Origin of the sequence: Lentzea sp. NEAU-D7 (assembly GCF_026242055.1) — a bacterium.
GTDB lineage: Bacteria > Actinomycetota > Actinomycetes > Mycobacteriales > Pseudonocardiaceae > Lentzea.
Genome location: NZ_JAPJDL010000014.1, coordinates 134,522 through 154,864, shown reverse-complemented (window position 1 = coordinate 154,864; position 20,343 = coordinate 134,522). Strand labels below are relative to the sequence as shown.

General features: G+C 71.1%; 19 protein-coding genes and 1 tRNA gene. 11 read left to right on the top strand and 9 right to left on the bottom strand.

Features of this window, described 5'->3' with window-relative positions; all coding sequences use genetic code 11:
- Window positions 1-199 precede the first annotated feature (199 nt).
- The gene (locus ORI60_RS26825) at window positions 200-1,405 is read left to right on the top strand and encodes a glycosyltransferase (protein WP_266040768.1); all 1,206 of its coding nucleotides are present in this window, start codon (window positions 200-202) and stop codon (window positions 1,403-1,405) included.
- Here ORI60_RS26825 and ORI60_RS26820 read toward each other — a convergent pair.
- Window positions 1,376-1,936: a TetR/AcrR family transcriptional regulator gene (locus ORI60_RS26820; RefSeq protein WP_266040767.1), complete on the bottom strand. Its 561-nt coding sequence runs from the start codon at window positions 1,934-1,936 to the stop codon at window positions 1,376-1,378. The genes ORI60_RS26825 and ORI60_RS26820 overlap by 30 nt on opposite strands.
- Before the next feature lie 100 nt (window positions 1,937-2,036).
- On the opposite strand from ORI60_RS26820, the gene ORI60_RS26815 reads away from it, so the two are divergent.
- The gene (locus tag ORI60_RS26815; protein WP_266040766.1) at window positions 2,037-2,909 is read left to right on the top strand and encodes an alpha/beta hydrolase family protein; all 873 of its coding nucleotides are present in this window, start codon (window positions 2,037-2,039) and stop codon (window positions 2,907-2,909) included.
- 3 nt (window positions 2,910-2,912) lie between these two features.
- On the opposite strand, the gene araD is transcribed toward ORI60_RS26815, so the two are convergent.
- From araD to ORI60_RS26800, 3 genes are read right to left on the bottom strand one after another with little or no spacing between them, the layout of a single operon-like run.
- The gene (gene araD, locus ORI60_RS26810) at window positions 2,913-4,634 is read right to left on the bottom strand and encodes an L-arabinonate dehydratase (RefSeq protein ID WP_266040765.1); all 1,722 of its coding nucleotides are present in this window, start codon (window positions 4,632-4,634) and stop codon (window positions 2,913-2,915) included.
- A complete protein-coding gene (locus tag ORI60_RS26805; protein WP_266040764.1) occupies window positions 4,631-5,536 on the bottom strand; it encodes a dihydrodipicolinate synthase family protein in 906 nt (301 codons plus the stop codon). Before ORI60_RS26805 ends, araD begins: the two co-directional genes overlap by 4 nt.
- Window positions 5,523-6,185 carry a GntR family transcriptional regulator gene (locus tag ORI60_RS26800; RefSeq protein ID WP_266040763.1) on the bottom strand — a complete coding sequence of 221 codons (663 nt, stop codon included), beginning with the start codon at window positions 6,183-6,185 and terminating at the stop codon, window positions 5,523-5,525. The genes ORI60_RS26805 and ORI60_RS26800 overlap by 14 nt, the downstream gene beginning before the upstream one ends.
- A gap of 199 nt (window positions 6,186-6,384) precedes the next feature.
- Here ORI60_RS26800 and ORI60_RS26795 point away from each other — a divergent pair, with 199 nt between their 5' ends.
- The 4 genes from ORI60_RS26795 to ORI60_RS26780 all read left to right on the top strand — a co-directional run bounded on the left by ORI60_RS26795 (window position 6,385) and on the right by ORI60_RS26780 (window position 9,421).
- The gene (locus ORI60_RS26795; RefSeq protein WP_266040762.1) at window positions 6,385-6,939 is read left to right on the top strand and encodes an anti-sigma factor; all 555 of its coding nucleotides are present in this window, start codon (window positions 6,385-6,387) and stop codon (window positions 6,937-6,939) included.
- A 169-nt stretch (window positions 6,940-7,108) separates the two neighbouring features.
- Window positions 7,109-8,044 carry a DUF1996 domain-containing protein gene (locus ORI60_RS26790; protein WP_266040761.1) on the top strand — a complete coding sequence of 312 codons (936 nt, stop codon included), beginning with the start codon at window positions 7,109-7,111 and terminating at the stop codon, window positions 8,042-8,044.
- A gap of 124 nt (window positions 8,045-8,168) precedes the next feature.
- On the top strand, window positions 8,169-8,720 hold the full coding sequence (locus ORI60_RS26785) for a sigma-70 family RNA polymerase sigma factor (protein WP_089953784.1): 552 nt from the start codon (window positions 8,169-8,171) through the stop codon (window positions 8,718-8,720).
- Window positions 8,717-9,421, top strand: a complete 705-nt coding sequence (locus ORI60_RS26780; protein WP_266040760.1) for an anti-sigma factor family protein — start codon at window positions 8,717-8,719, stop codon at window positions 9,419-9,421. Before ORI60_RS26785 ends, ORI60_RS26780 begins: the two co-directional genes overlap by 4 nt.
- 48 nt (window positions 9,422-9,469) lie before the next feature.
- On the opposite strand, the gene ORI60_RS26775 is transcribed toward ORI60_RS26780, so the two are convergent.
- Window positions 9,470-10,414, bottom strand: a complete 945-nt coding sequence (locus ORI60_RS26775) for a zinc-binding dehydrogenase (protein WP_266040759.1) — start codon at window positions 10,412-10,414, stop codon at window positions 9,470-9,472.
- A gap of 150 nt (window positions 10,415-10,564) precedes the next feature.
- Between ORI60_RS26775 and ORI60_RS26770 the strand changes: the two genes are divergently transcribed.
- Window positions 10,565-11,353 carry an oxygenase MpaB family protein gene (locus tag ORI60_RS26770; protein ID WP_266040758.1) on the top strand — a complete coding sequence of 263 codons (789 nt, stop codon included), beginning with the start codon at window positions 10,565-10,567 and terminating at the stop codon, window positions 11,351-11,353.
- On the opposite strand, the gene ORI60_RS26765 is transcribed toward ORI60_RS26770, so the two are convergent.
- From ORI60_RS26765 to ORI60_RS26750, 4 genes are all read right to left on the bottom strand, one after another.
- Window positions 11,328-12,716 (bottom strand): aminobutyraldehyde dehydrogenase, encoded by a 1,389-nt coding sequence (locus ORI60_RS26765; RefSeq protein WP_266040757.1) that lies wholly within the window; start codon window positions 12,714-12,716, stop codon window positions 11,328-11,330. The genes ORI60_RS26770 and ORI60_RS26765 overlap by 26 nt on opposite strands.
- Window positions 12,713-14,326 carry a thiamine pyrophosphate-binding protein gene (locus ORI60_RS26760; protein WP_266040756.1) on the bottom strand — a complete coding sequence of 538 codons (1,614 nt, stop codon included), beginning with the start codon at window positions 14,324-14,326 and terminating at the stop codon, window positions 12,713-12,715. Before ORI60_RS26760 ends, ORI60_RS26765 begins: the two co-directional genes overlap by 4 nt.
- 349 nt (window positions 14,327-14,675) lie before the next feature.
- Window positions 14,676-15,614 carry an agmatinase gene (speB, locus tag ORI60_RS26755; RefSeq protein ID WP_266040755.1) on the bottom strand — a complete coding sequence of 313 codons (939 nt, stop codon included), beginning with the start codon at window positions 15,612-15,614 and terminating at the stop codon, window positions 14,676-14,678.
- Window positions 15,611-17,053: a sodium:solute symporter gene (locus tag ORI60_RS26750; protein ID WP_266040754.1), complete on the bottom strand. Its 1,443-nt coding sequence runs from the start codon at window positions 17,051-17,053 to the stop codon at window positions 15,611-15,613. Before ORI60_RS26750 ends, speB begins: the two co-directional genes overlap by 4 nt.
- Before the next feature lie 82 nt (window positions 17,054-17,135).
- On the opposite strand from ORI60_RS26750, the gene ORI60_RS26745 reads away from it, so the two are divergent.
- The 4 genes from ORI60_RS26745 to ORI60_RS26730 all read left to right on the top strand — a co-directional run bounded on the left by ORI60_RS26745 (window position 17,136) and on the right by ORI60_RS26730 (window position 20,159).
- Window positions 17,136-18,470, top strand: coding sequence for a PucR family transcriptional regulator (locus ORI60_RS26745; RefSeq protein ID WP_266040753.1), 1,335 nt, complete (start codon window positions 17,136-17,138; stop codon window positions 18,468-18,470).
- Window positions 18,471-18,613: 143 nt separating this feature from the next.
- Window positions 18,614-18,685: transfer RNA gene (locus tag ORI60_RS26740), tRNA-Glu, on the top strand.
- Window positions 18,686-18,804: 119 nt separating this feature from the next.
- Window positions 18,805-19,467 (top strand): SAM-dependent methyltransferase, encoded by a 663-nt coding sequence (locus tag ORI60_RS26735; RefSeq protein WP_266040752.1) that lies wholly within the window; start codon window positions 18,805-18,807, stop codon window positions 19,465-19,467.
- 83 nt (window positions 19,468-19,550) lie between these two features.
- On the top strand, window positions 19,551-20,159 hold the full coding sequence (locus tag ORI60_RS26730) for a DUF4383 domain-containing protein (protein WP_266040751.1): 609 nt from the start codon (window positions 19,551-19,553) through the stop codon (window positions 20,157-20,159).
- The last annotated feature ends 184 nt before the right edge of the window (window positions 20,160-20,343 follow it).

Sequence of the window (20,343 nt, the reverse complement as noted above, 5' to 3'; positions counted from 1 at the left end):
CCGGGCCTCCAGCGCGACTTCCATCGCACCAGACCTCGACACAGGCGCTCGCCCCAGAACAACGGAGGACCCCCGGATCCGCATCCGGGGGTCTTCCCACTTCAACGTACAGCGCACGGGGGGACTTGCGGCAAGACCCCGTCCGCCCCGCAGAATTCGCGGCCGTAGCCGGAAGCCGGGCGAACTGGGGAGTCTCGAAGTGCGTGTCGTTCTTGCGGGTTTCGGGTCGCGCGGAGATGTCGAACCGCTGATCGCGCTGGCGGTGACGGTGCGGGAGCTCGGCGCGGAGGCGGTGGTGTGCGTGCCGCCGGACGAGGAGTTCGTGTCCCGGTTGGACGCCCACGAGGTTCCGTTCGTCCCGTTCGGACAGTCGGTGCGCGAGCTGGTGACGAGTGCGCGGCCGGATCCCGCGACCGTCGCGGCCGCGCTGGTCGGCGAGTGGTTCGGCCCGGTCGCCACCGCGGCCGAGGGCGCCGACGTGCTGGTGGCGTCCGGGCTGATGCCCGCGGGCGCCCGGTCGGTGGCCGGGCACCTGGGCCTGCGGTACGTCCTCGCGATGTTCCACGACATCTCGCTGCCGTCGCCGCACCGCAAGCCGTCGCAACGCCCCGGCAGGCCCTTTCCGCCGGACGAGACGGACAACCGGGTGCTGTGGGACATCGACGCGGAGAACGTGAACGCGATGTACCGCCCGGCGTTGAACACCCACCGGGCGCGGCTCGGCCTGCCGCCGGTGGACAACGTCCGCGACCACGTCTACACCGGCACGGTGCTGCTGGCGGCGGATCCGCTGCTCTGGCCGGTGCCGGAGCTGACGAACCTGGAGGTCCAGCAGACGGGCGCGTGGATCCTGCCGGACGAACGCCCGCTCGCGCCCGGCCTGGCCGCCTTCCTCGACGCCGGCGAGCCACCGGTCTACGTCGGCTTCGGCAGCATGCCCATGCACGCCTCGGCGGACCTCGGCCGGGTCGTCGTCGACGCGGTCCGTGCGCAGGGGCGCCGGGTGCTCCTGGCCCGGGGCTGGGCCGACCTGACCCAGGTCGGCGAGGGCGACGACTGCTTCGTCGCCGGCGAGGTCAACCAGCAGGCGTTGTTCCGCCGGGTGGCCGCCGTCGTCCACCACGGAGGCGGGGGCACCACGACGACCGCGGCGCGCGCCGGTGCGCCGCAGGTGGTGGTGCCGCAGATCGTGGACCAGCCGTTCTGGGCCACTAGGGTGGCCGAGCTGGGCATCGGTGCGGCGCACGACGGACCGGTGCCGTCCTTCGAATCGCTGTCGGCCGCGCTCGCGACGGCGCTGGCTCCCGGGACCCGCGCCCGTGCCACCACCGCGGCGGGCATGATCCGCACGGACGGGGCGGCGGTGGCCGCACGGTCACTGCTGGCGGGCGAGCCCGTCGAGTAGCAGGCTGATCAGCCGCCGCGCGTCGTAGCGCGGATCGTCGTCCCGTCCGATGCACAGGTTGCCGATCCCGCGCATCAGCTCGAACGGCCGCACGTCGGCGCGGATCTCGCCGGCGGCGGCCGCCGCGTCGAGCAGCGAGCCGCACACCGGTCCGAGCCGGTCGAGGAAGTACGCGTGCAACGACGCGAAGCCGCTGCTGTCCGACTGCATCGCGCCGGCGAGCCCGTGCTTGGTCACCAGGAAGTCCACGAACAGGTCGATCCACTTCCGCAGCGCGGCGGCAGGGGAGTCCTCTGTGGACAGCAGGACGGGGCCTGCCTCCGCGCAGGCCTCGACCTGGTGGCGGTAGACGGCCACGACGAGGTCCGAGCGCGTGGGGAAGTGGCGGTAGATCGTGCCCATGCCGACACCGGCCTCGGCGGCGATCTCGCGGATCGGCGCGTCGACGCCCGATCTGACGAACACCTCGGCCGCGGCGGCGAGCAGCGTCTGCTCGTTGCGCACGGCGTCGGCTCGTTTGCGTGGTGGCACGCGCACTCCTTCCCGAGCGGTCGGTTGACAAAGCGGAACAGTGCTCCGTATCGTTCCGGAACGTCGCTCCGCTTGAGTGACTGTACTCGAAGGGAACCCCATGACCGTCTTCACCGTGAGCCCTGTCGTGCTCGAGATCCCCGGCAGGCCTGTTGACCTGCAGGTGAAGGTCTCCGCGCCGACCGAGGGCACCGGCCTGCCGATCCTGCTGCTGTCGCACGGGCAGGGCTACTCGAACCACCTGTCCTCGCTGAACGGCTACGCGCCGCTCGCGAACCACTGGGCTGAGGAGGGCTTCGTCGTCCTGCAGCCCACGCACCTGAGCAGCAGGTCCCTGAACCTGCCCGCCACCACGCCCGGCGCGCCGATGTTCTGGCGTGAACGCGCCGAGGACATGTCGCAGATCATCGACCGGCTCGACGAGATCGAGAAGGCCGTGCCGCAACTGCGGGACCGCCTCGACCGCACGAAGATCGCGGTCGTCGGCCACTCGATGGGAGGCCACACCGCGAGCCTGCTGCTCGGCATGAGGACCGAGGGCGTGAGCCTGAAGGACGACCGGATCAAGGCGGGCGTGCTGCTCGGCTCGACCGGCCGCGGCGACGCGGTCACCGACGTGGTGAAGGAGAACTACTCCTTCATGCAGACCACGGACTTCAGCGAGATGACCGCGCCCGCGCTCGTGGTCGCCGGTGACGCGGACGCCTCCGCACACCTGACCACCGCGGGTCCGGACTGGCACGCCGACCCGTACCACCTGGCGCCCGGCCCGAAGGACCTGCTCACGCTGTTCGGCGCGGAGCACGGGTTCGGTGGCGTCTCCGGTTACGACGTCGCCGAGACCACGGACGAGAGCCCTGAACGGGTCGCTGTCGTGCAGCGGCTCACCACGGCCTACCTGCGCAGTCAGCTGCTCGGGACCGCCGACTGGCAGGACGCCGCCACCGACCAGGGCCGCATCGAGTCCAAGTAGGACTCAGTGCGCATTGGGCTCCGGGTTCCGCCCGGGCCGTGACAGGAACTCGAAGTCGCAGCCCTCGTCGGCCTGCGTGATGTGCTCGTAGTACAAAGCGCCGTACCCGCGCTCGAACTTCGCGGGCGGCGGCGTCCACGCGTCCCGGCGACGCGCCATCTCCTCGTCGGAGATCTCCACGCGCAGCACCCGCGCCTCGACGTCCAGCGTCACGAGGTCGCCGTCCCGCACCAACGCCAGCGGCCCGCCGACGTGGGCTTCCGGTGCCACGTGCAGAACGCATGCGCCGTAAGAAGTTCCGCTCATCCGCGCGTCCGACACGCGCACCATGTCCCGGACACCCTCGCGCAGCAGCTTGTCCGGGATGGGCAGCATCCCGTATTCCGGCATGCCGGGCCCGCCCTTGGGGCCGCCCCCGGCCAGCACGATCACCGAATCCCTCGTCACCTCCAGCGACGGGGAGTTGATCCGTGCCTGCAGGTCCTGGTAGCCGTGGAAGACCACGGCGGGCCCGGTGTGCCGCCACAACCCGGGATCAGCCGCCACGTACTTGATCACCGCGCCGTCAGGGGCCACGTTGCCCCGCAGCACGGCCAGTCCGCCCTCGGAGGAGATCGGATCGTCCACCGGGCGGATCACCGAGGAGTCGTGCACCTCGGCACCGTCGAGGTCCTCGCCGAACGTCCGCCCTGTCACCGTGATCCGCTGGAGGTGCAACGAGTCCCGCAACCGCGACAGCAGCCCGCGCAGCCCGCCCGCGTAGTAGAAGTCCTCCATCAGGTGCGATCCGGCGGGCTGGACCGAGGCCAGCACGGGCACCTCGCGCGACAACCGGTCGAAGTCGTCCAGCGACAACGGGATCTGCGACCGTCCGGCCATCGCGATCAGGTGAATGTACGAGTTCGTGGACCCGCCGAGCGCCAGCACGGTCCGGATCGCGTCCTCGTAGGCCTCCGCCGACAGCACGTCGCCGATCGTCAGCCCCTCGCGCACCATCTCGACCACGCGCATGCCCGACGCGGCCGCCATCCGGTGGTGCGCCGAGTCGACGGCCGGGATCGACGACGCCCCCGGCAACGTGAGCCCCAGCGCCTCCGCGGCGGCCGTCATGGTCGAGGCCGTGCCCATCGTCATGCACGTGCCGGGGGAGCGGGCCAGCCCGGACTGGATCTCCGCCCAGTCGGCGGACGAGATCGTGCCCGCCCGCTTCTCGTCCCAGTACCGCCACATGTCCGTGCCTGACGCGAGCTTCTCGCCCCGCCAATGGCCCCGCAGCATCGGCCCGGCGGGCACGAAGACGGTGGGCAGTCCGGCGGAGGCCGCCCCCATCAGCAGCGCGGGGGTGGTCTTGTCGCAGCCGCCCATCAGCACGCAGCCGTCGACGGGGTAGGACCGGAGGACCTCCTCGGTCTCCATCGACAGCATGTTCCGGTACAGCATCGGGGTCGGCTTCTGGAACGTCTCCGACAGCGTGGACACCGGGAACTCCAACGGGTGTCCGCCTGCCTCCCAGACCCCGCGCTCGACCTGCTGGGCCCGTTCGCGCAGATGCATGTGGCACGGGTTGATGCCGCTCCACGTGTTGAGGATCGCGATGACCGGCTTGCCGAGGTGCTCGGCGGGGTTCAGGCCGAGCTGGCGCATCCGGGCGTTGTGCGAGAACGCCCGCAGCCCCTCGCCCTCGAACCACTCCGCGCTGCGGAGCTTCTTCGGGGCGGACCTCACAGCAGGCTCCACGAGTTCAGCAGCACACCCACGGCCGAACGGTCCGCCTCCGGCAGCACCGAGGCGGGAGGCCGCACATCCCGGCGGCACAACCCGAGCTGCGCCAGCGCTTCCTTGACCACGGACACGTTGTTCGCCGACTCGCCGGCCGCCCGCAGCTCCTCGAACTTCCGGACGAACTCCCAGAACTCCATCGCCGCACCGAACTCGCCCGCCCGCAGGCATCGGAACATCTGCACCGACAGCTCCGGCGCGACGTTCGCGAGCCCCGACGTGAACCCGGTGGCCCCGACCGCGAAGTACCCCGGCGCCGACAGCTCGGCCAGCCCGGCGATCCACGTCAGCCGCTCGAGCCCGGCGTCGCGGGCGACCGAGGCGAACCGCACCGGGTCCGGCACCGCGTACTTCACGCCGACGACGTTCGGGCACGCGTCCGCCAGCGCCGCGATCTGCGCACCGCCGATGCGCGGGTTGCGCACGTACAGGACCACGCTGAGCTCGGGCACCGCCGAGGCGATCGCCCGGTGGTAGTCCACCCACCCGTCCAGCGAGACGTACGGGTGCACCGGCTGGTGGACCATGATCCCGCGAGCGCCGGCCCGGTCCGCGAACCGGGCGGCGGCCACGGCGGACGACAGGTCGTGCCCGACCCCGGCGACGATCGCCGCGCGGTCGCCGACGGCGTCCACGGTGATCCGCAGCGCGCGTTCGGTCTCGGCTGAGGACAACGCGTAGAACTCGCTCGTGTTGCCGTTCGGCGTCACGACCGAGATCCCGCCCTCGACCATCCTGTCCACGACCGCGGCGTAGTCCTTCTCGTCGATCGCCCCGTCCGCGCCGAAGGGGGTGACGGTGATCGCCACGACGGAGGCCAGCTGCTCGGACAAGTCATCGAACGACATCGGGAAGCTCCTCGACCACTCGATCGGCGAAAGTCCGGATGTGGCGGCGCAACAGATCGGCGGCGACGTCACCGAAGCCCTCCTCGGCGGCGACGAGGATCGCCCGGTGCTCGGCCTCCTCGGCGTCCCAGGTGGGGTGGAGGCCCCAGCCGGCGACGGTGATCAGCGCGGCCTGATCCCGCAGCCCGTCGAGGATCCCGACCAGCAACGGGTTGCCGCACCCGGCGTAGAGCGCGCGGTGGAAGCGGCGGTTGGCCAGGCTGCGCCGGGTCAAACTCCGTTGGGCCAGGTCGGGAACCTCCTCCAGAGCTGACCGCGCCTCGGTGAGGTCCGCGCCCAGCTCGACCGAACGGCGCAGGGCCTCCGGTTCCAGCAGCATCCGCACGTCGTAGACGGACGCGGCCATCTCCGCGTCGACCGTGCGGACCGTGGCGCCCTTGTACGGGCTCATCACCACGAGCCCCGACCCGGCGAGCGTCTTGAGCGCCTCGCGCACCGGCGTCTTCGAGACGTTGAGCGTCGCGGCGAGATCGGTTTCGACGAGCGCCTGACCGGGCTTCAGCTTTCCGTGAAGAATCGCTTCTTTGATCGATTCCAGAACGAAGTCCGTCCGGGACGCCGGAAGGACTCCCGGCCGGTCATACATCATATATGAGAGCCTAGGAGCTGGTAGAGCCCCAGGTCAACCAATTCGTGTGTGCTGCGCAACCTCGTTGTATCTGCGTTGAACCAAGTTCCTCGCAGGCTCGTTCTGAAGGTGTTGGTCACCGCCGCACGCGGGGCTGGAGAAGGAGAAATTTGAGTGCATCGTTCCGCGTAACCGTGTCCATTGCCGCGTCCGCCAGCGCATGGCACCGAACGTCCTGGGCACCAACGAGTTGAACGAGAACGACATGCTGATGGAAGAACTGCCACCGGAGGCCGCGCTCGACGGGCCTCCGCCGGACATGGACCACCTGCTCCAGCGCACGCTGGGCACGGTTCGTGAAGAGAGAGATCAGGCCGTGCGCCGCCGTGGACGCATCACGGCCTTGTCGTCGACCCTTGTCGTCGCCGGAGTGCTCGCTGGGGGCGTCTGGCTGGGTCAGGGAATGGGGGTCGGTGGCACCGGGAACGTCGACGCGCTCCTGCAGGGGACCTCGCCGGCCGGTGCGCGCATGGCCGTGCAGGTCACCGACACCGAAGGTGGCTTGAAGCTGGTCGCGACGGTCGACGGCATGCAGGACGGGGAAGCCTGCTGGCTCGTCGTGCACACGAAGGACGGACGGACGTTCACCGCCGGCTCGTGGAGGGCGCACGGCGGTGAGGTGACCTTGGCCGGATCCGCGCTGGTGCGGGCCGGGGACGTGACGGGGGTCAGCGTGGTCGACCACGACCGCCGGCCGCTGGTGACCGCCAGTTAGCGCAGGAGGGGGACTCGGGTCGCGGAGCACCGTCGTCCACGGCCCCGAGTCCCCGCCCGCCCGGTTCGTCGGTGACGTGACGCGCCGGGTTATCGTCGTGCCCGAACGCGGTCCGTCCTGCTGAGACGGCGCACTTCTGTTCGGCCGGACGGATTGGCAGGCTGTGGACGTGGCCCGGAACAAACCGGTGACCTTCGCGGTCGCGGTGGTCGCGCTCCTCGTCGTCACGGGCTCCGCGGTGCTGCTGCGCGGCACGTCCAGCGGCTCGCCGTCCGCCGACCAGTACGTCAGCGAGCTCGACCAGGTGCTCACCGGCCCGAAGACGCCGAACGTCGTCATCCGGTGCGGCGCGAACGAGGAACGCCACCTCAACGCGGACAACCCCGTCGTCTCACCCGGCGTTCCGTTCGGCGCCCACCACACGCACGAGTACGTCGGCAACAGGTCCGCCGACGCCGGGTCGACCGACGAGTCCCTCGCGGCCGCGACCACCACGTGCGAGAAGAACGACCTGTCGACCTACTACTGGCCCGTGCTGCGCCTGACCGACGGTGTCGGGCACGACGAGCACGCGGACGGTGGCGGCCTGCACGGCAACACCGGTGAGGTGCTGCCGCCGAAGAGCGTGGAGATCCGGTACGACGGCAACCCCGTGAGCGACGTCCTGCCGATGCCCCGGTTCCTGCGCCTGATCACCGGTGATCCGTCGGCGTTCTCCAACGGCCACGGCCCCAACACGCGCGCCCGGTGGAGCTGCTCGGACCGGCCGGACCGCTACACGACGAAGTACCCGTTGTGCGGAAGCGCGACCACGTTGCGCAGCTTCGACTTCGGCAGCTGCTGGGACGGCAACAACACCGACAGCGCCTCCCACCGCACGCACGTGGTGTTCCCGCTGGCCGGCGGCATGTGCCCGGCCAAGACGTTCCCGATCCCGCGCCTGCACGTCACCGTGGGCTACGACATCCCCGAAGGCCGGCCGTTCGCGATCGACAGCTTCGAGGAGGAGCTGCGCGATCCGGCGACCGACCACGGCATGTACATCAACGCGATGCCGGAGGACCGGATGGCGGAGCTGGTCGGGCACCTCAACCGTTCCCGCTAACATCCGGCATTCCATTTTTTTCAGTTGAACGCCGTTGAACCGAAGCTCTCTGTCGCTCGTGTGTCGGCTGAGGTCTTGAACAGGACGCCCGCAGAGGTGTTCGCGGGCGGGGAGGAGTGGGTGGATGGCGGCTTTGTTCTCCCGCAAACGGGAGACCGCGGCCGACGAGGCACTGATCCGATCGCTCTACGAGGAGCACGGCCGGGCGCTTCTGGCGTACGCGACGCGGCTGACCGGCGATCGGGCGGCTGCCGAGGACGTGGTCCAGGAGACCTTGGTCCGAGCGTGGCGCCATCCCGACGCCCTCGTGAACGGCAAGGGATCGGTGCGTGGCTGGTTGCTGACGGTGGCGCGCAACATCGTCACCGACAGGGTTCGTGCGAAGGCCGCGCGGCCTCAGGAGGTGGCGGAGTCCCCGGCGACGCCCCCGATCGAGCGCGACCACGCTGACCAGGTCGTCGACTCGGTGGTGGTGCTCGAAGCGCTCGACAGGCTGTCCTCCGACCACCGCGACGTGCTGATGGAGATCTACTTCCGCGGCCGGAGCGTGACGGAGGCGGCGGAAGCGCTCGGGGTGCCACCTGGCACAGTGAAATCCAGATCGTATTACGCGTTGCGAGCCTTGAGGGAGACCTTCGGAGGTCAGAAGGTCGCACTGAAGGGGGTGGCTGGATGACCACGCAGCACGACCCGCAACTGCTCGGTGCCTACGTTCTAGGGGCACTGGACGAGCAGGAGGTGCGTGAGATGGACGAGCACCTGGCGTCCTGCCCCGAGTGCGCGCGTGAACTCGAAGAGCTCCGCGACATGGAGGCCTTCCTCGGCGAGGTGCCGCCGGAGGCCATGCTGGACGGGCCGCCCGAGGGCGGCGATCTGTTGTTGCAGCGCACCTTGCGCCAGGTGCGTGCCGAACGGGGCGGCGTCGCACGGCGTCGTCAGTTCGCGCTCGGTGCCGCGGCGGCCGTCGTGGCCGCGCTGGTGCTGGGTGCCGGTGTCTTCGTCGGTAAGGCCACGTCACCCGATGTGACGGCCCTTCCCACCCCGACGGTGGCTCCGGACCCGGCGGGCACCAGGCTCGCCACGTTCACGGACCCGGCCACCAAGGCTTCGATGACCGTGAAGGTCGTCCCCGCCGCCGGCTGGGTGCGCACGAACATGGCGATCAACGGCATTCCCGAAGGCGAGAAGTGCCGGATCTTCGTCGTCGCGAAGGACGGCAGCCGCCAGGAGGCGGGTTCCTGGGTGGTGTCCAAGAAGGGCGCCGCCGAGGGCACGAACCTGGACGGTTCCGCGCTGGTCGACCCCAAGGACGTGAAGTCCGTGGTGGTCGAGAACTTCGCGGGCAAGAAGTTCGTCGAGGTGCCGGTGCAGGCGTGACCGAGGGGACGAGGGGCCACTTCCGCTGGACGGACGTGGCCCCTCTTCTCACGGCTTGAGCACGACTTTTCCCGCCGTGGCACGGGTTTCCAGCGCCACGTGCGCCGCGGCCGCGTCCTCCAGCGCGAACGGCGGGTGCACCAGCGGCACGAACCGCCCACCGGCCAGCCCGGCCATCGCCTCGTCCTCCAGCACCCGCAGCCCGCGTCGCATCAGGCCGGGCCCGAGCGCGACGGTCGCGGTGAGGCTGTTGGCGAACAACGCCTCCGTGCTGATCGGGGTCGCGGTCCCGGACGCCCACCCGTAGATGATCTGCCGCCCGCCGGGCCCCAGCGTCTTCAGCGCCTGCGCCCCCGCCTCACCGCCGACGCCGTCCAGCACCACGGTCATGTCCTTGAGGCCGTCCGCCCAGCCTGGCCGGGTGTAGTCGATGGCGGCGTCCGCGCCGTTGTCCATGACGAGGTCGAGCTTCTCGCCGCTGGCGAGCCCGATGACCTGCGCACCCACGTTGCGCGCCTCCTGCACGAACAACGCGCCCATGCCACCGGCCGCCGACGTCACGAGCACCACGTCGTCCTTCGTGAGCTTCGCGGCGTCGAGCACCCCGACCGCCGTGCGCCCGGTGCCGATCATCGCGACGGCCGCCTCGAACGACACGTCGTCGGGCAGCGCGTGCAACGCGCCGACGCCGGCGACCGCGAGCTCGGCGTAACCGCCGCTCGCCTGGCCCAGGTGCACGACGACCCGGCGTCCGAGCCAGTCACCAGGCACGTCGTCGCCGAGCGCCGTCACGACCCCGGCGACCTCACGGCCGGGCGTCATCGGGAAGCCGACGGGGCCGAACCCGCCCTGGCGGATCGTGGTGTCGACCAGGTGCACCCCGGCCGCGGCGACCGTGATCCGCACCTGACCGCTCGCCGGCTCCGGGTCGGGAACCTCCTCGAAGCGCAGGTTCTCCGCCGGGCCGAACTCGTACTGCCGAATCGCGAACATGGCGCCGACGCTAGGAGCTCGACTTAGCTGGAGGTCAAGTGCCGGAACGCTTTCCGCGCGTGCCGCCGCAGAGCAGATCCCGGCCGGTGCCGTAATTCTTTGGGGTGATGATCCGCGGGTGGTGTCCTGTCCCGGGGAATGATCATGATCGTGACGCTGGGACCTGAGTCGGTGACGTGGCGGCTGGGCTGGTACACGCGGTTCGAGCTGGTGGTGCTGGGACGCGCGGTGCTGATGCAGGTCGCGCACCCGGTCATCGCCGCCGCGGTGCGCGACGGCTACCGCGCCGATCCGTTCGCGCGGCTCACGAGGACGATCACCTCGTCGCAGCTGCGGTTGTTCGGCGGCGAGCAGGCCGTGCGGGAGGCGGAACGGCTGGTGCGCGCCCACTCCAGGATTCCCGGCGCGGACGAGGAGCTGTTCCGCTGGGTGCACGCCACCAGCTTCGACTCGCTGCTCACGGCGTACCGGTTGCTGCGGCCCCGCCTCCCGGCCATCCACGAGGAACGGCTGTACCGGGAGTGGCGGGAGACGGGGGAGTCGCTCGGCATCAGGTCGATGCCGGGCGACCTCATCGCGTTGCGGGAGTACCTCGACGAGGTGGTCGCCACCCAGCTGAAGCCCACCGACGGGGTGGACGAGCTGCTGGAGGCGTTCCAGCTGCGGACCGGCAAGGCGCCTGGCGCCGAACACCTGCCGAGCGCGCTCTGGCCGTTGGTGCGTCCCGTGGCGGCGCAGGTGCTGCCGGACTTCGCCGTCGGCACGCTGCCGGAGGCGTTGCGGGCCAAGCTCGGTCTGGAGTGGACGGACCGCGACGGGCGCAGGCTGCGCCGGTGGATCCGGATGATCCGGGTGGTGTCCGCGTTCATCCCGGCGAGCCTGCTGCACTACCCGATGCCGTACCGGGCGATGCTCAGTGCGCGATCATCACGTGCTTGACGCGCGTGTAGTCCTCCAGGCCGTGCAGCGACAGGTCCTTGCCGTAGCCCGAGGCGCCGAACCCGCCGTGCGGCATCTCGGCCGTGATGACACCGTGCGTGTTGACCCAGACGACGCCGAAGTCGAGCCGCGCGGTCAGCGCCGCGGCCCGGCTCGTGTCGCGGGTCCAGACCGAGGACGCGAGTCCCTGCGGGACCCCGTTGGCCAGTGCGATCGCCTCGTCGTCGGAACCGAAGGCCTGCACGGTGATCAGCGGCGCGAACGCCTCCTCCTGGACCAGCTCGTCGTCCTGGCCGAGTCCGGAGACGACGGTGGGCTGCAGGAAGAAGCCCTCGGAGCCGTGCCGCTCGCCTCCACAGTGGACGGTGCCGGACGTGCGCGAGAGCAGGCCGAGCACGCGGTCCAGCTGGGCCTGGCTGTTCAACGGCCCGAAGTCGGTGCCGGGGACCTGCGCCGAGGCGGCCTTCACCAGCGCGGCGACGAACTCGTCGTGCACGGCCGAGTGCACCAGCACCCGCGAAGCGGCCGTGCAGTCCTGGCCCGCGTTGTAGAACGCGGCGCCCACGACGCCTTCCGCGGCGGCGGCCACGTCGACGTCGTCGAACACCAGGACCGGGGCGTTGCCACCGAGTTCGAGGTGCGTGCGCTTGACCATCGCGGCGGCACTGCGGGCGACCTCGACGCCGGCGCGGGTGGAGCCGGTCAGCGACACCATGGCGGGCACGGGGTGCTCGACCAGCAACCGGCCGGTGTCGCGGTCGCCCAGCACGACGTTGAACACGCCCGCGGGCAGGACCGAGGCGGCCAGCGTCGCGAGCAGCACCGTGGACGACGGCGTGGTGTCGGCGGGCTTGAGCACCACCGCGTTGCCCGCCGCCAGGGCCGGGGCGATCTTCCACACGGCCATCATCAGCGGGTAGTTCCAGGGCGTGATCTGCGCGATCACCCCGACCGCCTCCCGCCGCTGGTAGGAGGTGTGGCCGGGCACGTACTCACCCGCGGCGGCGGTGCCCAGAGCCCTTGCCGCACCGGCGAAGAACCGGATCTGGTCCACGCACTGCGGGATCTCCTCGTCCAGCAGGACCGAGCGGATCTTGCCGGTTTCCCGGACCTCCGCGTCGGCGATTTCCCCGGCCCGCACCTCCAGCAGATCCGCCAGATTCAGCAGCGCCAGCTGGCGTTCGCCGGGCGTGGTGCGCGACCAGGCGGGGAAGGCCGCCTCGGCGGCGCGCACCGCCGCGTCGACCTCGGCGGCACGGGAGACGACCGCGCGGCCGAACTCCTCGCCGGTGGCGGGGTCGATGAGCGGTGAGGTCTCCTCAGCGGTGGCGGAGGCGCCGTTGACGAAGTTCGCGACGATCACGTGTGCTCCAGGTGCGTGGGGGCGAACATGCGCAGCAGTGCGGGCAGCACGACCACGTGCGGGCCTTCTCCGGCGAACGCCTTGGCGAGGTCCTCGCGCAGTGACTCGGGTGTGCTGCGGGTGGCGGGCACCCCGAACGCCCCGGCGAGCGCCACGAAGTCGGGGCGGGTCAGTTCGGTCGCGGTGGCCTGGCCGAACGCGTCGGTCATGTACTCGCGCAGGATGCCGTAGCCGCCGTCGTCGACGATCAGCCACACGACTCGGGACCCGTGCTGCGCGGCCGTCGCGAGCTCCGAGATCCCGTACATCGCGCCGCCGTCACCGGACACCGCGAGCACCGGCCCGTCGACGGCCGCCGCGACCCCGAGCGCCGCCGGAAAGCCGTAGCCGAGCCCGCCGGCGCCCTGGGCGGAGAACTGCGCACCACCCCGCGGATCCCACGCCGACCAGGCCCAGTACGCGAGGATCGTCATGTCCCAGCAGGTCGGCGTGCCGTCCGGCACCGCCGCCCGCAGCGCGGCGAGCACCTGCCACTCCAGGTCGAGCTCCTGCTCGGAGAACCGTTCCCGCACGCTGGCCAGCAGGCCCAGCACCCGTTCCTCCGCGGCACCGTCCACGGCGCGGGCCGTCACGCCGGACGTCACCGCGCGCAACGCGTGCCGGGCGTCGGCGTGGATGCCGAGCGCGGGGTAGTTGGACTCGAGCTTGCCGAGGTCGGCCTCGATCTGGACCACCGCGCCGCGCGGCCGGAACGTCCGGTAGTTGCTCGACAGCTCACCCAGTCCCGACCCGACGACGAGCAGCACGTCCGCGCCGGCCAGGAACTCGGTGGTGTGCCAGTCCTCCAGCCACGACTGCGCGGAGAGCGGGTGCTCCCAGGGGAAGGCGCCCTTGCCGCCGAACGTCGACACGACCGGCGCCCGCAGGTTCTCCGCCAGCTCCAGCAGTTCCGCTGACGCGCCGAGGGCACCGCCCCCGGCGAGGATCACGGGCCGTTCGGCGCCGTTCAGCAACCGCACGGCCTCCTCGACGAGCTCGGCCCGCGGGTGCAGTTCGCGCGGCGACCAGACCACCGACGTCACGGGCGGCACGGAGGCGGGCGCGAGCAGCACGTCCTGCGGGATCTCGACCCACACCGGCCCGAACGGCGCGGTCAGCGCGATCTCCCACGCCTCGGCGAGCGCCGACGGGATCTGCGACGCGTGCCGGACGACCCGCGCGTGCTTGACCACGTCGCGGAACGAGGCCAGCTGGTCGGTCAGCTCGTGCAGGTACCCGCCCCGCACACCGCCGAGGCCGGCGGACGGGATCTGGGACGAGATGCCCAGCACCGGCGCCGACGCGGCGGCCGACTCCTGCAGCCCGGCGAGGGTCTGCAGCGCACCGGGCCCGGTCGACACGAGCAGCGGCGTCACCGAGCCGGTGATCCGCGCGTGACCGTCGGCGGCGAAGGCGGCGTTGACCTCGGTCCGCGAGCCCACGTACCGCAACTCGGACCGGCGCAGGGCGTCGAACAGGCCCAGGGCGTGCTGGCCGGGGATGCCGAACACCGTGTGCGCGCCGAGCGCTTCCAGCGTTTCGACGACGACGTCACCGCCGTTGCGCGTCACTGCTCCTCCTTCGGTACCAACAGGGCCAGCGTGGGCGCTGTCTGCCGCAGACGTGATGTCCTCCCAGCGGGCGTCACGCGTTCTCCTTCAGTGTCAGCGGGCCCGTCAGGTCGTAGGTCACCGTGGGCGCTGTCTGCCGCAGACGTGATGTCCTCCCAGCGGGCGTCACGCGTTCTCCTTCAGTGTCAGCGGGCCCGTCAGGTCGTAGGTCACCGTGGGCGCTGTCTGCCGCAGACGTGATGTCCTCCCAGCGGGCGTCACGCGTTCTCCTTCAGTGTCAGCGGGCCCGTCAGGTCGTAGGTCACCGTGGGCGCTGTCTGCCGCAGACGTGATGTCCTCCCAGCGGGCGTCACGCGTTCTCCTTCAGCGCCAGCAGGCTCACCAGGTCGTAGGCCACGTGCGAGGCTGCCACAGACGTGATGTCCGCGTGGTCGTAGGCGGGCGCCACCTCCACGACGTCCGCGCCCACCAGGTTCAGCCCGCGCAACCCGCGCAGGATCTCCAGCAGTTCGCGCGAGGTCATCCCGCCGGCCTCGGGCGTCCCGGTGCCGGGGGCGTGCGCCGGGTCCAGCACGTCGATGTCGACCGACACGTACAGCGGGCGCGATCCGATCCGCTGCCGCAACGCGTCCACGGTCTCGTCCACACCGCGCCGCATCACGTCCGACGACGTCACGATGCCGAACCCGAGGCGCCGGTCGTCCTCCAGGTCCTTCTTGCCGTACAACGGTCCGCGCGTGCCGACGTGCGAGATCGCCTCGGTGTCGAGGACGCCGTCCTCGACCGCGCGCCGGAACGGCGTCCCGTGCGTGTACGGCTCGCCGAAGTAGGTGTCCCAGGTGTCGAGGTGCGCGTCGAAGTGCAGCAGCGCCACCGGCCCGTGGATCCGCGACACCGCCCGCAGCAACGGGAGCGCGATCGTGTGGTCACCGCCGATGGTGACGAGCCGGGTGCCGTCGCGCTGCAGGTCCGCGGCGGCGCCCTCGATCGTCTCGACGGCTTCGCCGATGTGGAACGGGTTGACCGCGATGTCCCCGCCGTCGACGACCTGCAGGCGCTCGAACGGCGACACGTCGAGGCCGGGGTTGTACGGGCGCAGCAGCCGGGACGCCTCCCGCACGGCGGCGGGCGCGAACCGGGCGCCCGGGCGGTACGAGACGCCGGTGTCGAACGGGACTCCCACCACCGCGACGTCCGCGTGCGCCACCTGGTCGAGGCGCGGCAGCCGGGCGAAGGTCGCCGGGCCCGCGTAGCGCGGGACCCGCGAGGAGTCGACGGGGCCGATCATGCCTGCACCAGTTCCTCTTCCGCCGTGTCACCGGCCACCCGGCGGTCCCACGCCGCGAGCACCGCCGGATCCGTGGCGGGGGTGGCGAGACTGACCACGACGTAGGTCGCGAAGGACGCGCCGAGGCTGTAGTAGATGGCTTCGTTGGCGTACACGTCCACGAGCACCATGAACCCGATCGCCGTCAGGGAGCCGGCCGCCATCGACGCCATCGCGCCGAGCCGGGTGCCGCGCTTCCACACCAGGCCGCCGATGATCGCGACCAGCAGGCCGCCGACGAGGATGTTGTAGGCGACGGTCAGCGCGGCCACGACGTCGTTGAGCGCCACCGCGACGGCGATCGCGACGACACCGATCACGAGCGTGAACATCCGGTTGTCGTGGACGTCGGAGGCGGCGCCGCGGCCGCTCTTGGCCTTGCCGCGCCAGATGTCGTTGGACGCCACCGTGGCGCAGGCGATGAGGGCGCCGGACGAGGTGGACATCATCGCGGCCAGCGCGGCGGCGAGCACGAGCCCGCGCACACCGGTCGGGAGCAGGTTCTCCACGATCGTCGCGAACGCCTCGTCCTTGTTCGCGATGTCCGGGTACAGCGCCTTGCCCGCGAGACCGATCACCGCTCCCGCGACCGCGTAGACGAGGCAGTAGAGGCCGGACGTGACGCCACCCCAGGTCGCGACCCGGGGCGACTTCGCGGTGAACACGCGCTGCCAGATGTCCTGGCCGATCAGCAGGCCGAACACGTAGATCAGCAGGTAGGTGACGATCGTGCTCACACCGATGTTGCCGGCCTCGAACATCGCCGGGTCGTCCAGCCGCTGCCGGATGCCCTCGAAGCCGCCCGCGGTGGCGAGGCTGATCGGCAGCAGCAGGAACAGGATGCCCACCGTCTTCACGACGAACTGCACGATGTCGGTGAGCGTGATCGACCACATGCCGCCGAGCACCGAATACAGCACCACGACGCCGCCACCGAGGATCACGCCGACGGACTTCGGCAGTCCGAAGAGGACGTTGAAGATGGTGGAGTACGCGATCGTGGACGTGACGGTGAGCATCAGCGTGTAGGCCGCCATCACCAGGCCGGAGATCGTGCTGGAGTTGCCGCCGTAGCGGAGGTCGAGCATCTGGGAGACGGTGTAGACCTTCAGCCTGACGATCCTGCGCGCGAAGAGCGCGCTGAGCAGCAGGATGCCTAGGCCGATGGCGAACACCATCCAGGCGCCGGAGAGGCCGTACCGGTAGCCGAGCCCGACACCGCCGATGGTCGACGCGCCGCCCAGCACGACGGCCGACATGGTGCCGGAGTACATCGTGAAGCCGAGCCTGCGTCCGGCGACCAGGTACTCGCTCTTGCTGGTGGCACGGCGCATGCCCCACCAGCCCATGCCGATCATGCCGAGCACGTAGGCGGCGATCACCGCGTAGTCGAGAGCCACTGTCGGACCTCCTTGGGTTGCGGGTCACAGTAGGAACGCGTACTGGCGCCGGTAAGTGGTCGTTGTGCACAATCGGCGGGCCATGGTTGTGCAGACCGTCCCGCTGAAGGACCTCGTCGCCCGGGCCGACCTCGGGCTGACCGTCCTGTGTGGAGCCGACGGGCTGGACCGGCCGGTCCGCTGGGCGCACGTGTCCGAGCTGGAGGACCCGACGCCGTACCTGGTCGGTGAGGAGCTGCTGCTCACGGCCGGCGTGCGGTTCCCGGTCGACGTGCCCGCGTACGTCGCCGGGCTGGTGTCCTCCGGCGTCTCGGCGGTCGGCTTCGGCGTCGAGCCGGAGTTCCCGACTGTGCCGCCGCCGCTGGTGGAGGCCTGCGGGACGCAGGGGATGCCGCTGCTGGAGGTGCCGCCGTCGACGCCGTTCCTCGCGGTCTCGCAGGCACTCGGCGCGTTGCTCGCGGAGATCGCCCTGCGGGAGCAGCGGATGCTCGCCGACAGCCAGCGCGCGCTGACCCGCGCCGCGACCCGCGTCCGTCCTGTCGAGTCGGTGCTGACGACGCTCGCGGTGGTGCTGAACTGCCGGGCCGACCTGGTGGATCCGGCCTCCGCCCCCGAGGACGTCGCCTCGCTCGCCGCACGGGTGTCGTCCGGCCGGGGACCCCGTTCGGCCTCGGCCCAGGTGGGGGAGGACCACGTCACGCTCGACCCCGTCGAGTCCGCCGTCCTGGTCGTGCGGCGGGGGACACCGCTGTCGCCCGCCGAACGGGCCGTCGTCGCGGTCGCGCTCGCGTTGCTCGGGTTGCTGCGCCGGGACCTGGCGAGCGAACGCGGCCAGATCGCCCGGCTCGCCGCCTCGGCCCTGCTGCGGTCGGAGGTGTCCGGAGTGGAGGGTGTGCTCGGGCCCGGTCCCCACCGGGTGGTGGCGGGACGGTCGCGGGCCGGCTACGACGTGCTGGCGCAGCGGTACGGGCCGCTGGTCTCGGTGCGGGACGGCGGTTTCCTGGCGCTGGTGGCCTCCGGAGCGGAGGTCTCGGGGCCGGTCGGCGTCTCGTCACCGGTCGCGGAGACCGGTGTGGAACGCGCCGTGAACGAAGCCACGGCCTTGCTCGCGCGTGCCCTGGCGACCGGCGAGCCCGCCTTCCCGGCGTCCGGCCTGTCCTCCCTGGTGGACCCGGTCGCCGCCGCGGAGTTCGCCCGCCGCGAGCTCGCGCCTCTGCTCGGGCGTCCCGAACTGGTCGGCACGCTGAGGGCCTGGCTCGCCCAGAACGGCAGCTGGGACCGGGCCGCGACGGTGCTCGGCGTGCACCGCAACAGCGTCCGGCACCGGATCTCGCACGTCGAACGGCTGCTCGATCGTGATCTTGGAACGGCCGACGCGCGGACCGCTCTGTGGTTCGCGCTGACGTGGCTCGATTAATTCCTTTGCGGCGGGTGTGCGCTCTCGGTCATCATTGTTCACATGATCCGAGCAGATGAATGGGCCGGAGCGCCCTCCAAGCTGTGACCTGCTAGTTCACTTTCTTCTATTTCTACGGGCATTTTGTGTCAGTGCTCGTTCTCGGCGTGTTCGTCTAGTGGTCAGGACGTCGGATTCTCAATCCGGAAACACGGGTTCGATCCCCGTACGCGCTACGTGGCCCGGTCTTCGTGGGGTGGACCGGGCCCTCCCGCGAAGGGGTTCATGTCAGACGGACCCAAAGAATCTTCGAAAACTTCGCCCGAATGGTCTAGGCGCCAGTTACGCTCTGCGAATGGCTGCGGTCCCCGCCTTCGCACGCTACGAGGTCGACGTACGTCGGCCGAACGCCGCGCGCATCCATGACTTCTACCTCGGAGGCGCGCACAACTACGCCGCCGACCGCGCGTTCGCCAAGCAGGCCGTCCGGATCGACCCCGAACTGCCGCTCGTGACGCGCGCTCAGCGCACGTTCCTGCGTCACGCCGTCCGCCACTGCTGGGCGGCGGGCGTGCGCCAGTTCCTCGATCTCGGCTCGGGCATCCCGACGTGCGGTGCCACGCACCAGACACTGCCCGACGCCCGTGTCGTCTACGTGGACTCGGATCCGGTGACGGTCGCGTTCTCCCGCGGACTGCTGCGCGGCGAACCGCGGGCGTGCGCGGTCGAGGCCGACCTGCGCCGCCCGGACCAGGTGCTCCGCCATCCAGGCGTGGTGTCGCACCTCGACCTCCGCGAGCCGTACGCGGTGCTGATGGTCGACGTCCTGAGGTACGTCGACGACGCCACCGGCCCCGGCCGCGTCGTGCGCCGCTACCGGCACGCGCTGCCGGTGGGCGGGTTCCTGGTGGTGTCGCACCCGGCGCCGGTCGAGCAGCTCATGGAAGGTCTGTCGATCGAGGCTCCGGCCGTGGTGCCGGGCGCGTACGCGGGCATCGGCCGCAAGGGCCTGGCCTAGATCCACGCCACCGGGCCGAACGTTTGGTCCCTGTGAGGCAGGGGTAGTCCGCCGGGCGACAAGACTGGAGCCTGGAGGGCGTCATGACCCACCGCATCAAGATCGCCGGTCTTCAGCCGGTGCAGGTGCTGGCCGGACTGGCCGGCATCGCGTTCATCGTGTTCGGCGTCGTGGGCTTCACCCGCACCGGGATCGGCGACTGGGCCACGCAGTCGTTCGTGCTCGGGTTCTCCGTGAACCCGCTGCACAACCTGGTGATGGTGGCCGTCGGCGTGCTCGGTCTGCTCACGGCTCTCGGTTCGGGCCTCGCGCGGATGTACGGCTGGCTGTTGTTCGCCGGCTTCGCCGCGCTCTTCGTGTGGGACCTGATGATCACCGGGATCCTCGCCCAGAACCCGGCCGAGCAGTACGGCAACCCGCTGGCGGTCAACGTCAACGACAACTGGCTGCACCTCGGCATCTCGCTGTTCGGTCTGCTGCTCGCGGTCATGCCCGCGCGCCGCAAGCTGGTCGAGGACGAGGACCCGGTGCTGCCGGAGCCCCGCTCGGAGGCGTTCCGCGGAGAGCGGGACGGGGCGGCGATCACCGAGCCGCTTCCCACCGCGGCGCGGACCACGGAACCGATCACCCGCGAGCAGGCGGTCGTCGATCCCAAGACCGAGCGGGTGAGCAAGGACAGGATCAAGCACTAGCACTGACCTGGGGCACCAGCCCCTGTTCGGCACGGACGCGGGGGGGGGGGGGGGGGGCGGCGGGCCCGGGGCGCGGGGGGGGGGGGGGGAGGGGCGGTCGAGGGGGTGCCACCCCCCGCGGTGCGCCCCCCCCGCGCCGTCCCCCCCCACTGGCGCCTCCCCCCCCGCGTCTGTTTCGATGTCG